A 13,800-nucleotide genomic window follows, 5' to 3' on the forward strand; every position below is an offset into this window, starting at 1 on the left:
ACCGCACCGGACCGCACCGCACCGCACCGCACCGCACCGCACCGAGGATCGGACGATACCGAGGCTGACGGGGAGAGAAGCGCTTTCCCCGGCCCCGTTGCCGACGACCAGAACCTCAGGCTTCCCCGACACGGCAGGCCTCACGAACGAGGACGCTCGGCTGGGAGATCCCAACCGAGCGTCCTCCGCGGCGGTCGACCGGAGTCGGTGTCTCTTCCCGGTCTGTTCCGGGCCCGCTCCGAGTCTGTTCAGTTGTCCCGTCAGCCGCGCGTTCCCCGCCAGGTCCGCGTGAGCCGAGGGGAGGGGATCAGTCCTTCTTGAAGACGACGACCCGCCGGTTGGGCTCCTCGCCCTCGCTCTCGCTGTGCACGCCGCCCACCTTGGCGACCGCGTCGTGCACGACCTTCCGCTCGAACGGCGTCATCGGCTGGAGCCGCGCCGCCTTGCCCGTCGCGAGCACCTTCTCCGCCGTGGCGCGACCGAGGTCGGCCAGCTCGCTGCGCCGGTTCGCCCGCCATCCCGCGATGTCCAGCATGAGCCGGCTGCGCGCGCCGGTCTCCTGCTGCACCGCCAGCCGCGTCAGCTCCTGTAGCGCCTCCAGCACCTCGCCGCGACGACCCACCAGCTTGTCCAGGTCGTCCCCGCCGTCGATGCTCACCACGGCGCGGCCGGCCTCGACGTCGAGGTCGATGTCCCCGTCGTAGTCGAGCAGGTCGAGCAGCCGCTCCAGGTAGTCGCCGGCGATGTCGCCCTCCCGGACGAGGAGCTCCTCCAGCTCGGCGGGCGAGCTGGCCTTGTCCCCGTCCCGGTCGGTGTCGACGTCCCGGTCGGCACCGGACGCCTGCAACGTCTCCGACACCGTGTCTCCTCTCGGATCTGTCCCGGTCCGCCCGTCGTCGGGGCAGGACCGGGACCGCTCGGCTCAGCGGCGCTTGCGCGCCTGCTTGGGCTTGTGCTGCTGCTTCTTGGCGCGGGAGCCGTCCGCGACGATGCCGGGCGTCTCGGCCGGCTTCACCGCCGCCGACCCGGCGGTCTCCCCGGACTCCTTGCCGGAGGGCGTCTCACCGGCCGGGCGGGTGGCCTTCTGGCGCACCGGCTTCTGCCCCGGCTTCGGGGCCAACGCCTGCCGCTGGACGGAGACGGCCTCCTTCTTGGCCTCCTCCTCGCGGTCCAGGCGGTGGTACACGACGTACTGCTGACCCAGCGTCCACATGTTGTTGGAGAGCCAGTAGAGCAGGATCGCGATGGGGAAGAAGGGGCCACCGGCGAGCACGCCCAGCGGGAACAGGTACATCGTGACCTTGTTCATGATGGCGGTCTGCGGGTTGGCCGCCGCCGCCGAGGTCTGCCTGGCCACCGAGTGCCGCGCGGTGAAGTGGGTCGCGACGCTGGCCACCAGCATCAGCGGGATCGCCACGAGCGCGACGTGCGACCGCTCGACGCCGAAGTTGGCCAGCTCCTGGTTCGACATGCTGATCCAGGTGTTCAGCTTCGCGCCGAAGATGCTGGCCTGGTTGAACGAGTCGACCTCGGCCGCGCCGAAGATGTAGTTCTCGGTCTTGCCGGGCCGGAACTCCTTCAGCACGTGGAACAGACCGATGAAGACCGGGATCTGCACCAGCGCGGGCAGGCAGCCACCCAGCGGGTTCACCCCGTGCTCGGCCTGGAGCTTCTGCATCTCCTGGGCGAGCTTCTGCCGGTCGTTGCCGTACTTCTCCTGGAGCTTCTTGATCTGCGGGGCGAACTCCTGCATCTTCCGCATCGACCGCATCTGGTGCAGCATCGGCTTGAAGAGCAGGGCGCGCAGCGTGAAGACCAGGAAGACCACGGCCAGGGCCCAGGCCGCGCCGGTGGACGGCCCGAACACTGCGCCGAAGACCTTGTGCCAGAACCAGAGGATGGCTGACACCGGGTAGTAGATGAAGTTCAGCACAGACCTACTCCTCGGCAGGGGTGTGTGGGGACCAGCCGGCTCCGCCGGCCGACTCACTCGGTGCCCGCTCGGCGCCGTCGTCGCGCTGGGGACCCCGCGGCGGGACCGGGTCCAGGCCTCCAGGGTGCCAGGGGCCGCAGCGCGACAGGCGGCGGACAGTCAGCCAGGCGCCGCGCACCGCGCCGTGGACCGTCAACGCCTCGACCGCGTACGTGCTACAGGTCGGGTGGAACCGGCACGTCGGCGGGAGGTACGGGGAGATCCAGCGCCGGTAGCCGCGGATCGGCGCCAGCAGGACCCTGGCGAGCGGGCTCGGCCGCCCGCCGGCCCCACCGGGCGAGGGACTCATGCCACACCCGCCGCCGGGTCGCGGGGGGAGTCCTCGGGAAGCAGTCGGAGTCGACGCAACGCCGCGTCGAGGTCGGCGGCCAGCTCGGCGCTGGTCGCCTCGGCGGCCGGGGGCAGCGCCCGCACCACGAGTTCGAGGTCGGCGGGCAGCACCGGGAGCCGGTCGCGCACCACGTGCCGCAACCGGCGCAACACCCCGTGACGGACGACGGAGCCGCCCACGGCCTTGCTCACGACGAAGCCCACCCGGGCCGGACCGAGCCCTGCCCGGGTGGGCGATGTCTGCTCCGCTCCGTGCCCCTCCGCCCGCCGCTCGCGCTCAGGGGCGACGGCGTCGCCCCGCATCGCGTGCAGCACGAGCCGGGCCCGCCCGGCACGACGGCCGCGGCGAACCACCAGTGCGAAGTCCTGGCCGCGGGTCAGCCGGGCGGCCGCGGGAAGCACGGCGCGACGGGTTCTCAGGCGGACAGTTCGACGCGACCCTTGCGACGGCGAGCGGCCAGGATGGCGCGGCCGGCGCGGGTGCGCATGCGCAGCCGGAACCCGTGGGTCTTGGCGCGGCGGCGGTTGTTGGGCTGGAAGGTGCGCTTGCCCTTGCTCACGGCGGTTCTCCCGGTGCTCACTGCAGGCAGGTCTGGGGTCGTCTCCGATCGCTGTTCACGAGCCATGGCTCGGGAGCGCAGCGACCCGAAGTCACTGAGTCGGGGGAGTGTCGGGCACCGTTCCGGCACAGCACGACACGCCCGCCACTCAGCGGGAGACCGTACGAGACTACGCACCCGGGAGGGTCCAGCTCAAATCAGGGGTCCTCCCGAGGGCGGGGGACGAGCCTCCGACACGCCACGCAGAGCGTCGCTGCTTGCCTGGCGAGCCAGTGTTGTGGCATCGCGCACACCTTGTTAGCGTGCCCCTCCACGATCGCCTCGCCGGAGGGCGGAGAAGGGGGAGACGGCGCCGGCGTGTGCCGCGGCACGCCGGGGGGCTGTGGGGGGCTCCGGCTCGATCCGTCGTACCTTCATGCACAGTTGTGGACAACTTTGTGGACGCCCGTATCGTCCCGGTGTCGGCGTCCACGATCAGGGCTTGCTTCGCCTGAGTGGGCCCGACCGAACCGGATCACCGGCAGGGTGACCCGGCTACCGGCGAGGGGAGGGGAGCCCGCAGGTGTCCGACCACCAGACCGACCTCGGTCTCGTGTGGGAACAGGTGGTGCACGAGTTGTCCTCGGGCACCCTGTCCCCGCAGCAACGCGCCTGGATGCGGGTGACCCGCCCGATCGGGCTGCTGGACGGCACCGCCCTGCTGGCCGCCCCGAGCGAGTTCGCCAAGGACGCGATCGAGCGCGTGCTGCGGGAACCGATCACCGCCGCGCTCTCGCGCCGCCTCGGCCGCCCGGTGTCCCTCGCGGTGAAGGTGGACACGGCCGCGCCGGTCCCGGCGCCCGTCCCCCCACCGGTGCACCCCGTGCCGCCGGGCCCGTCCGCCTCGCGGATCCCGCCGGTCCCCGCGCGGCCGGTGGAGAGCATCTCCCCGCTCGACCCGCCCCTGGGGCCGGGCGCGGCGACGACGGTGCTCGCCGGGCCGCTGGCCCCCGGCTCGATGAGCCCGGCGCCCATCGGCGCCGGTCCCGCCGGGTACCCCGCGCCCGCGCCACCGCACTCGCTGTCCCCGCCGGGCGGCCAGCCCGCCGAGGAGGGCGACGGCGAGGAGGAGGTGGACGAGGAGCGCGAGGCACTGGCCACGGTCCACGAGATCTGGCCCACGTTCTCCGGCGCGGCGGCCGCGCAGCCCAGCCGCCCGCCGTCGCAGACCAGGCTGAACGAGAAGTACACCTTCGACACGTTCGTCATCGGCGCCTCCAACCGGTTCGCGCACGCCGCGGCGGTGGCGGTGTCCGAGGCTCCGGCCCGCGCCTACAACCCGCTGTTCATCTGGGGTGAGTCCGGGCTCGGCAAGACCCACCTGCTGCACGCCGTCGGGCACTACGCGCAGCGCCTGTTCCCCGGCATGCGGGTGCGGTACGTGTCGACGGAGGAGTTCACCAACGAGTTCATCAACTCGCTGCGGGACGACCGCAAGGTCGCCTTCCAACGCCGGTACCGGGACGTCGACGTGCTGTTGGTCGACGACATCCAGTTCCTGGAGGGCAAGGAGGGCACCCAGGAGGAGTTCTTCCACACCTTCAACACGCTCCACAACGCGAACAAGCAGATCGTGGTCTCCTCGGACCGGCCGCCGAAGCGGCTGGAGACGCTGGAGGACCGGCTGCGCACCCGGTTCGAGTGGGGTCTGATCACCGACATCCAGCCGCCCGAGCTGGAGACGCGGATCGCGATCCTGCGGAAGAAGGCCGCCCAGGACCGGCTGGCCGCGCCGGCGGAGGTGCTGGAGTTCATCGCCGCCCGGATCGAGCGCAACATCCGGGAGCTGGAGGGCGCGCTGATCCGGGTCACCGCGTTCGCGTCGCTGAACCGGCAGCCGGTGGACGTCCACCTGGCCGAGATCGTGCTGCGCGACCTGATCCCGGACTCGCACCAGCCGGAGATCACGGCGCCCATGATCATGGCGGCGACCGCGGAGTTCTTCGGCGTGGGCATCGACGACCTGTGCGGCCCCGGCAAGACCAAGGCGCTCGCCCAGGCCAGGCAGATCGCCATGTACCTGTGCCGGGAGCTGACCGACCTGTCGCTGCCCAAGATCGGCCAGACCTTCGGCGGCCGCGACCACACCACGGTCATGTACGCCGACAAGAAGATCCGCAAGGAGATGGCCGAGCGGCGCCGCATCTACGACCAGGTGCAGGAGCTGACCGCCCGGATCAAGCAGCGCGCCCGCGGCTGAGGCCGGGCCGCTCCCCTTCCGTCACCACCCGTTCCCCCGGCGTCGGCGCACGCCCGCGTCCCCCTCGGGGCCGCGGCGGCCCGCCGTCCGGGGCGGGATCTTTTCTGGTGGTGTGAGGGCCGCGCCTGGTCCTGCCCGACTCGGAAAGGTCGGCGTTCGCCGCCGGTGTCCTCACCCTCGCCGGTGTCGGCCTCCGGCCGCGCCCTGACCCGGGTCGAGACGGTCGGCGACGCGCGGAACGAGCGGGGACACGCGCCCCCAGGCGGACGCCAGACGCGAGTTCGGGCGAACAAGCCCCCTGTCGTGACCGGTCGGCGTCGCAGGGGCGCCGACGTGCGTCCGCCCTCGGTCATGACCGCCGAGCCGGGGACCGGCCCTGCGGCGCGAACGCCGGTTCTCCTCGACTGGTCAGGGCCTGGTGGACGCCCTGGAGGCCGGCCGGGTGGCGCGTTCGGCCCGGTGTGCCGACCCCCGCCAGGACGGCGGGGTTAACGAGTTCGCGTGCCCGAGACGCAGCCTCCACCGGATTCGTTTTGTCCCGCGTCCGAGCGGCGGCCGGCCGCGTCGCGGAGCGCCGCGAGACCCCCGACCCGACCCTCCGGGAAGGCCTTCGAGGGGGTCCGGCCGCCCCCTGCGGGAGCCCTCCGACCCCCTCGCGGCGCGAACTTTTCTGCCCCTGTGGGCACTCGATCGGGTGTGGACAACCAGAAAAGTTCGAGATCCACGCCACCGGGAGCCTGTGCACGCCCTGGGGACTAGTCGACCCACATCTGTGGAGAACCCTGTGGAGAACTCGGGCTTCCTGTGGAGCGTTTGGAGCGGCCGCCGAGTTGTCCACGGGTGGCCCGAGTTGTCCACGGGCTCCATCCACCGGTGCTCCACAACGGCGCAGGGCCGCTGACCTGCGGTTTCAGGTAGTTGTCCACACTGTTCACAGCCCCTACTACTACGGCTGTTCATCAATCTCGAAGAGAAAACCCAAAGAGCAGTAGGGCGGCGGCGAAGTTGGGGACAGACCGGCCGGGGCGGGGCGAACCCCCGGATGACGGGACCCGCCCGGACGCTCTACGGTGAGTACCCACCGCGCCGGTACCCGGCAGCGCCCAGCGCTCCACGGCCCGCCGTCGCCCGGATCGTCTCCGACCCGGCGGCCCGCGGCCCCCGAGTCACGCTCGTCCTCGTACCGCCGCCGGCTCGTGTTCGACCGACCCGCCGCCCCGACCGCGTCCGTGCTGGTCAGGGCGGTGGGCGGCACCGATGAGCACTGTCGAACTCGAAAGGACGCCCGATGAAGATCCGCGTCGAGCGCGACGGCCTCGCCGACGCCGTCGCCTGGGTCGCGCGCAGCCTGCCGTCCCGGCCGCCGGTGCCGGTCCTGGGCGGGGTGTTGCTGGATGCCGGCTCCGGTGAGGGCGGTGAGACCGGGGACACCCTCACCGTCTCCGGGTTCGACTACGAGGTCTCCGCGCAGGTCACCGTGCCGGCCACCGTCGCGGCCCCCGGTCGCACGCTGGTGTCCGGCCGGCTGCTCGCCGACATCACCAAGGCGCTGCCCAACCACCCCGTGGAGATCGCCGTCGACGGCGCCAGGGTGACCATCACCTGCGGCAGCTCCCGGTTCAGCCTGCCCACCATGCCGGTCGAGGACTACCCCCAGCTCCCGGCGATGCCGCAGCGGACGGGGTCGGTGCTGGGCGAGGTCTTCGGCGAGGCCGTCTCCCAGGTGGCCGTGGCCGCCGGCAAGGACGACACCCTGCCGATGCTGACCGGCGTCCGGCTGGAGATCGAGGGCGACCGGCTGACCATGGTCGCCACCGACCGGTTCCGGCTCGCGATGCGCGAGTTCGGTTGGGAGCCGTCGGCCCAGGTTGACCCGACCGCCGTGCTGGTGCCGGCCCGCACCCTCGCCGAGGCGGCCAAGACCCTGGGCGCCTCGGGCAGCACGGTCGACCTGTCGCTCGGCTCCGGCGACGGCCTGCTCGGCATGGCCGGCAACGGCAAGCGCACCACCACCCGGCTGCTCGACGCCGAGTTCCCCGGCTACCGCAAGCTGCTGCCCGCCGAGCACAGCGCCGCCGCGATCGTCGAGGTCGCGCCGCTGGTCGAGGCGATCAAGCGCGTGTCGCTGGTCGCCGAGCGCGGCACCCAGGTCCGGCTGGAGTTCACCGGCTCCGCGGTGAAGCTCACCGCCGGGGGCGACGACGAGGGCAGCGCCGAGGAGGAGCTGCCCGCCGAGCTGACCGGCGAGCCGCTGACCATCGCGTTCAACCCGAGCTACCTGCTCGACGGCCTCGCCGCCGTGCGGACCGACCGGGCGCACCTGTCCTTCACCACACCCACCCGCCCTGCGCTGGTCAAGCCGGTGAACGAGGATGGCGGGGTGGCCCCGGGCTACCTGTACCTGCTGATGCCGGTGCGGCTGCCCGGCTGACGCCACCGGCGTCGGCGCCACCAGCGACAACATCGACATCGCAGTCAACGCAGTCGAGTGCCCCAACGGCAGGAGGACAGCAACCGTGCAGCTCGGACTCGTCGGTCTCGGCAAGATGGGCTTCAACATGCGGGAGCGGCTGCGCCGAGCCGGCCACGAGGTCGTCGGTTTCGACCGCAACCAGGAGGTCAGCGACGCGGAGTCGCTGGCCGACATGGTGGGCCGCCTCTCGGCCCCCCGCGTCGTCTGGGTCATGGTCCCGCACGGCGCTCCCACCAGGGAGACCGTGGAGCGGCTCGGTGAGCTGCTGGAGCCGGGTGACATCGTGATCGAGGGCGGCAACTCGCGCTGGACCGAGGACCAGGCCAACGCGGCCCTGCTCGCCGAGAAGGGCATCGGCTACCTCGACTGCGGCGTCTCCGGCGGCGTGTGGGGACTGGAGAACGGCTACGGCCTGATGGTCGGCGGGGACGCCGAGCTGGTCGAGCGGGCCATGCCGATCTTCGACGCGCTGCGCCCCGAGGGGCCGAGGGACGAGGGCTTCGCGCACGCCGGCGAGGTGGGCGCCGGCCACTTCGCGAAGATGGTCCACAACGGCATCGAGTACGGCCTGATGCAGGCCTACGCCGAGGGGTACGAGCTGCTCGCCGCGGCCGACGTGGTCAAGGACGTGCCGGCGGTGCTCAAGGCGTGGACCCGGGGCACCGTCGTCCGCTCGTGGCTGCTGGACCTGCTGGTCAACGCGCTGGGCGAGGACCCGGAGCTGGCCGAGCTGCGCGGCTACGTGGAGGACTCCGGCGAGGGCCGGTGGACCATCGAGGCGGCCATCGCGCACGCCGTGCCGGCCCCGGTCATGTCGGCGGCGTTGTTCTCCCGGTTCGCCTCGCGCCAGGAGGACTCCCCGGCGATGAAGGCGGTGGCCGCGCTGCGCAACCAGTTCGGTGGCCACGCCGTGCACAAGGCCGGCCCCACCTCGGGTGCGGGCGAGGTCAAGTAGGCCCCGGGCCGCCGAGGCCCCCCGAGGACGACGTCTCGTCGTCGGCGTTCCGGTCGCACTGGTCCCTCCGGGTGACCGGAACGCCGACATGGGCGCGGGCGCGCCGGTGGTCCCGCCGCGCGCACCGTCGAGCGCTGCCCCGACCCGCCGAAACGGGAAGGCTTCCGTTCTTGTACGTCAGACACCTCCAGGTCACCGACTTCCGGTCCTGGGCGCACGCCGACGTGGCCTTCGAGCCGGGGCCGAGCGTGCTGGTCGGGGCGAACGGTCAGGGCAAGACCAACCTGGTGGAGGCCCTCGGCTACGTCGCCACCCTCGGGTCGCACCGGGTGGCCACCGACGCCCCGTTGGTGCGGCACGGCGCCTCCCGCGCGATCGTGCGGACCGCCGTGGTCAACGCCGGCCGCGAGCTGCTCGTCGAGCTGGAGGTCACCCCCGGTCGGTCGAACCGCGCCAGGGTCAACCGCGCGCCTGTCCCGCGGCCCAGGGACGTGCTCGGCATCCTCCGTACCGTGTTGTTCGCGCCCGAGGACCTGGCGTTGGTCCGCGGCGACCCCGGGGAGCGTCGGGGGTTCCTCGACGAGCTGCTGGTGCTGCGCGCTCCCCGCTTCGCCGGCGTGCGCGGTGACTACGAGCGGGTGCTCAAGCAGCGCAGCGCGCTGTTGAAGAGCGCCGGTGTCGCGCGACGCGCGGGTCGTCGGGGCGGGGAGGGCACTGGCGAGGCGGGGGACATCCGCACGCTGGACGTGTGGGACGGCCACCTCGCGCGACACGGCGCTGAGCTGCTCGCCGCTCGCCTGGATCTCGTCGCCGACCTCGCACCCCATGTCGGCGCGGCGTACGCGGGAGTGGCGCCGGAGTCGCGTCCCGCGTCGATCGCCTACCGGAGTTCGCTCGGCGGCGCGCTGCCGGAGGGCTATGGACAGCCAGGTGGGCCGAGGGCGGACGTCGCGACGCTGGAGGCCGCGCTGCTCGACGAACTCGGGCGGGTCCGGCCCCAGGAGCTGGAACGTGGGGTGTGCCTGGTCGGGCCGCACCGGGACGAGCTGGACCTGGTGCTCGGCGAGGCGCCGGCGAAGGGGTACGCGAGCCACGGCGAGTCCTGGTCGTTCGCCCTGGCCCTGCGGTTGGGCTCGTTCGAGCTGCTGCGCGCCGACGGCGCGGAGCCGGTGTTGGTGCTGGACGACGTGTTCGCCGAGTTGGACCGGCGGCGGCGGCGGAGCCTGGCCGGGGTGGCGTTGGGCGCGGAGCAGGTCCTGGTGACGGCGGCCGTGCCGGAGGACGTGCCCGAGGAGCTGGTGGGCGCCCGGTACGAGGTGCGGGACGGAGAGGTGCGACGTGTCTGACCTCCGGGGGCGCGGCGGCGGTGGGTCCGGCGGTGGACCGGCCTCCGCCCGAGGCCCGGCTCCTGGGCACAACCGGGCTGTGAGTCCTCGCACATCTGGGGATAACCCTGTGGATTGTGTGGATAACTCCGTGACGCCCGGCCGCCGAACCGATCCCGGGCGTCGCCCTGAGCGGCAGGACAACCGCCGAACAGGGGAGGACGGCGGCGGGCGCGCGTCGGAGCACGTCGCCGGTGGCGAGGGACAGGCGCCCGCCTCCCCGGTCGACGCGGTTGACGCGGTTGACGCGGGCGTTGCGGGCGCGCTGCGGGGGCCGGACCTCGCGCGCGCCGCGCTGGAGGCGGCGCGGGCCTCGGCGAAGGCCAGGGGCCGTGGGCGCGGGAAACCGAGGTGGGGCGCGGGGAGCGGGCAGTCCCGACGCCGTCGGAGCTGGTCGGGGGCGCGTCCTGACGACAGGGACCCCCAGCCGCTCGGCCGCCTCGCCTCGCGCCTGGCCGCCGAGCGGGGGTGGACCGACCGCCTCGCCGGGGGCCAGGTGTTCGGCCGGTGGGCCAGCCTGGTGGGCGCCGACGTCGCCGAGCACGCCCGTCCGGTGTCCCTGCGGGACGGGGAGTTGACGGTGCAGGCCAGCTCGACCGCGTGGGCGACCCAGCTCCGCCTGTTGCAGCGCCAGCTCCTGTCCAAGATCTCCGCCGGGGTGGGTCCTGACGTGGTCAAACGCCTGCGGGTCCAGGGGCCGGCCGCGCCGAGCTGGCGCAAGGGACCGCTGCACGTCCCCGGGCGCGGGCCTCGCGACACCTACGGCTGAGGTCGCCCGTCGCGTTCGCCCGCGCGCGGGGTGACGCCCCACTCCCGTGCCGGCCGCGAGGTGAGACGCGTTACCCCGGATCACGGCGGGTGCTCGGCGCGGCAGGATGGGGGAGTCGGGTTGCCGCTCGTCGCCGGGGAGAAGAGGAAAGAGGACCCGAAGTCCGACCGGGCGGGTTACCGTCCCCTCGGCGGCCCAGCATGTGGACGCGTCCGCACGGCCCAGCCGGGGCGGTGGTGGCGTTGACGCCGGTCGCGGCGGCCCGGCGTGAGGACGGCGCGGCGCGCGGGGTGTCGACCGACGACAGCCGGGCGGCGCGCTCCCGGCCGGTGGGCCGGGGTGTCGGTGCTCGACTCGCGGACCGAGGAGGCCCAAGATCCGCAGGCGGTGGTCAGGAAGCTGGCTCCGGTGGCCCCGGCGGTCACCACGGCCAACGGGGGAGCGCGGTGCGCCGGCCAGGACCGAGGCGGCGCCCGCCCCCGTTCCCCGGCAGTTGTTGTTGTCCGCGTCCGAGAAGCGTCGGCTCCTCGAACTCACCATGGTCGTCGACCAGCTCGTCGACTTCATGGCGCGCACGGACTTCGGGCTCTCCCGCGAGGCCCGTGAGGTCCTGGTCGACGTGTACGCGGACGTCGCCGTCACGGCGGCGCGGGCGCGGGCGGCGATCGCCGAGGTCACCAGCGTCGAGGAGCGCATCGGGGACCTCGACTTCGAGACCGACCCCGACCCCGAGCCTGGCGCCGCCCAGGAACGCGACCGGGACCCCGGCGACGGGGAGTCCCGCGCCCACGGCTGACCCCGCCCGGCGCGCGGCCGGGGGCGCGGTGGCCCGCCGGACCCGCGCTGGCGATCGAGAGCCGCGCAGCGGCCCGGATTCGCGTCCCCCGCTCCCCGCACCCGGCCGGCTTCGCGACGGGCGCTCTGTGACGTTCTCAGGGGTGTCCTTGGCCCCCTCTTGTGGGACCTGCCCGGTAGACTTGTCACCGGTCGTGGCTGGCGCGGGCCGTCCCGCCGGCGCCCCCGACGCCGAACACGCCCCTGCACGAGGAGACACCGAGGCCCGTGGCAGCCAAGAAGAACGAGTACAGCGCGTCCTCCATCACCGTGCTCGAAGGCCTCGAGGCGGTTCGCAAGCGGCCCGGCATGTACATCGGCTCCACCGGCGAGCGGGGTCTGCACCACCTCATCTGGGAGGTCGTGGACAACGCCGTCGACGAGGCGATGGCGGGCTACGCCACCAAGGTCGAGGTCACGCTGCTCGCCGACGGCGGGGTGCGGGTGACCGACGACGGTCGTGGCATCCCGGTCGACATGCACCCGGTGGAGAAGCGGCCCGCCGTGGAGGTCGTGCTCACCACCCTGCACGCCGGCGGCAAGTTCGGCGGTGACGCCTACGCCGTCTCCGGCGGTCTGCACGGTGTCGGCGTGTCCGTGGTCAACGCGCTGTCCGTCGCGCTGGAGGTCGAGATCTGTAGCCACGGGCACGTGTGGCGGCAGCGGTACGAGCACTCCCAGCCGGCGCACCCGCTGCGCAAGGGCGAGCCGACCACCAGGACCGGGACCACGGTCACCTACTGGGCCGACCCGACGATCTTCGAGACGACGACGTACAACATCGAGACCATCTCCCGCCGGCTCCAGGAGATGGCGTTCCTCAACAAGGGCCTGACCATCGTCCTGCGGGACGAGCGGATGTCCGAGGAGGAGGAAGACGCCGAGGCCGGCAAGCTGCGCGAGCGCACCTTCCACTACCCGGGTGGGTTGGAGGACTTCGTCCGGCACATCAACGCCACCCGCGAGGCCGTGCACAAGAAGGTCATCGCCTTCTCGGCCAAGGGCGAGGGCATCGAGGTCGAGGTCGCGATGCAGTGGAACACCGGCTACAGCGAGTCGGTGTACACGTTCGCCAACACGATCAACACCCACGAGGGCGGCACGCACGAGGAGGGCTTCCGCTCCGCGCTCACCCGCGTGATCAACGAGTACGCGCGGGACAAGAAGCTGCTCAAGGAGAAGGACGCCAACCTCACCGGCGACGACGTCCGCGAGGGCCTGGCCGCGATCGTCTCGGTCAAGCTCAGGGAGCCCCAGTTCGAGGGCCAGACCAAGACGAAGCTGGGCAACACCGAGGCCAAGTCCTTCGTGCAGAAGACCTGCAACGAGTGGCTGCCCGACTGGTTCGACCGCAACCCGGCCGACGCGAAGACGATCGTGAGCAAGGCGGTGTCCTCGGCGCAGGCGCGCATCGCCGCCCGCAAGGCCAAGGAGCTGGTCCGGCGCAAGAGCGCGCTGGAGATCGGCGGCCTTCCCGGCAAGCTGAAGGACTGCCGCTCCACCAAGCCGGAGGAGTGCGAGCTCTACATCGTCGAGGGCGACTCGGCGGGCGGCTCGGCCAAGGAGGGCCGCGACTCGTACTTCCAGGCGATCCTGCCGATCCGAGGCAAGATCATCAACGTCGAGAAGGCGCGGCTCGACCGGGTGCTGAAGAACACCGAGGTCCAGAGCCTGATCACCGCGCTCGGCACCGGCATCCACGACGAGTTCGACCTGAGCAAGCTGCGGTACCACAAGATCGTGCTGATGGCCGACGCCGACGTCGACGGCCAGCACATCCGCACGCTGCTGCTCACGCTGCTGTTCCGGTTCATGCGCCCGCTGATCGAGAACGGCCACGTCTACCTGGCGCAGCCGCCGCTGTACAAGATCAAGTGGCCGAGGAGCGAGCCGGAGTACGCCTACACCGACCGGGAGCGGGACGGCCTGATCCAGCGCGGCATCGAGGCCGGGCGCAAGCTGCCCAAGGACGACGCCATCCAGCGGTACAAGGGTCTGGGCGAGATGAACGCCGAGGAGCTGTGGGAGACCACCATGGACCCGGCGCACCGCACCCTGCTCCAGGTCACGCTCGACGACGCGGCCACCGCGGATGAGCTGTTCAGCGTGCTCATGGGCGAGGACGTGGAGGCCCGGCGCTCGTTCATCATCCGCAACGCCAAGGACGTTCGCTTCCTCGACGTGTGACGCGGCCACGCGGGTGACCGGGCGGGCGCCCGGTCACCCGCCCCGACCCAGCGCATCAGCCGTCCACTCCAGGAC

12 protein-coding genes are annotated in these 13,800 nt (G+C 72.5%); 7 read left to right on the top strand and 5 right to left on the bottom strand.

What is annotated here, in order from left to right; translation table 11 throughout:
- Nucleotides 1-307: 307 nt before the first annotated feature.
- The 5 genes from LX15_RS29275 to rpmH form a co-directional block, all read right to left on the bottom strand.
- The gene (locus tag LX15_RS29275; protein WP_253674003.1) at nt 308-859 is read right to left on the bottom strand and encodes a Jag family protein; all 552 of its coding nucleotides are present in this window, start codon (nt 857-859) and stop codon (nt 308-310) included.
- Between the two features lie 63 nt (nt 860-922).
- On the bottom strand, nt 923-1,933 hold the full coding sequence (gene yidC / locus LX15_RS29280) for a membrane protein insertase YidC (RefSeq protein ID WP_253674005.1): 1,011 nt from the start codon (nt 1,931-1,933) through the stop codon (nt 923-925).
- 4 nt (nt 1,934-1,937) lie between these two features.
- Entirely contained in the window at nt 1,938-2,282 is a 345-nt protein-coding gene (yidD, locus tag LX15_RS29285; RefSeq protein ID WP_253674007.1) for a membrane protein insertion efficiency factor YidD, read from the bottom strand.
- On the bottom strand, nt 2,279-2,725 hold the full coding sequence (gene rnpA / locus LX15_RS29290; RefSeq protein WP_253674009.1) for a ribonuclease P protein component: 447 nt from the start codon (nt 2,723-2,725) through the stop codon (nt 2,279-2,281). The genes yidD and rnpA overlap by 4 nt, the downstream gene beginning before the upstream one ends.
- A gap of 14 nt (nt 2,726-2,739) precedes the next feature.
- Entirely contained in the window at nt 2,740-2,883 is a 144-nt protein-coding gene (gene rpmH / locus LX15_RS29295; protein WP_073480234.1) for a 50S ribosomal protein L34, read from the bottom strand.
- Between the two features lie 562 nt (nt 2,884-3,445).
- Here rpmH and dnaA point away from each other — a divergent pair.
- From dnaA to gyrB, 7 genes are all read left to right on the top strand, one after another.
- On the top strand, nt 3,446-5,122 hold the full coding sequence (gene dnaA, locus LX15_RS29300; protein ID WP_253674025.1) for a chromosomal replication initiator protein DnaA: 1,677 nt from the start codon (nt 3,446-3,448) through the stop codon (nt 5,120-5,122).
- A 1,288-nt stretch (nt 5,123-6,410) separates the two neighbouring features.
- Nucleotides 6,411-7,553 carry a DNA polymerase III subunit beta gene (gene dnaN / locus LX15_RS29305; RefSeq protein ID WP_253674042.1) on the top strand — a complete coding sequence of 381 codons (1,143 nt, stop codon included), beginning with the start codon at nt 6,411-6,413 and terminating at the stop codon, nt 7,551-7,553.
- Between the two features lie 85 nt (nt 7,554-7,638).
- Nucleotides 7,639-8,550 (top strand): phosphogluconate dehydrogenase (NAD(+)-dependent, decarboxylating), encoded by a 912-nt coding sequence (gene gnd, locus LX15_RS29310; protein WP_253674052.1) that lies wholly within the window; start codon nt 7,639-7,641, stop codon nt 8,548-8,550.
- Nucleotides 8,551-8,720: 170 nt separating this feature from the next.
- Entirely contained in the window at nt 8,721-9,896 is a 1,176-nt protein-coding gene (gene recF / locus LX15_RS29315) for a DNA replication/repair protein RecF (protein WP_253674054.1), read from the top strand.
- 304 nt (nt 9,897-10,200) lie between these two features.
- Complete coding sequence (locus tag LX15_RS29320; protein ID WP_253674116.1) at nt 10,201-10,704, top strand: DciA family protein; 504 nt, start codon at nt 10,201-10,203, stop codon at nt 10,702-10,704.
- A 499-nt stretch (nt 10,705-11,203) separates the two neighbouring features.
- Nucleotides 11,204-11,500: a hypothetical protein gene (locus LX15_RS29325; protein ID WP_253674056.1), complete on the top strand. Its 297-nt coding sequence runs from the start codon at nt 11,204-11,206 to the stop codon at nt 11,498-11,500.
- A 266-nt stretch (nt 11,501-11,766) separates the two neighbouring features.
- Complete coding sequence (gene gyrB / locus LX15_RS29330; protein ID WP_253674058.1) at nt 11,767-13,725, top strand: DNA topoisomerase (ATP-hydrolyzing) subunit B; 1,959 nt, start codon at nt 11,767-11,769, stop codon at nt 13,723-13,725.
- Nucleotides 13,726-13,800: the final 75 nt, after the last annotated feature.

It is taken from the genome of Streptoalloteichus tenebrarius (genome assembly GCF_024171885.1).
Classification (GTDB): domain Bacteria; phylum Actinomycetota; class Actinomycetes; order Mycobacteriales; family Pseudonocardiaceae; genus Streptoalloteichus; species Streptoalloteichus tenebrarius.

Bases quoted from the DNA above. Each gene is read 5' to 3' on its own strand.
- yidD (WP_253674007.1), bottom strand. From the start codon at position 2,282: ATGAGTCCCTCGCCCGGTGGGGCCGGCGGGCGGCCGAGCCCGCTCGCC.
- dnaN (WP_253674042.1), top strand. From the start codon at position 6,411: ATGAAGATCCGCGTCGAGCGCGACGGCCTCGCCGACGCCGTCGCCTGG.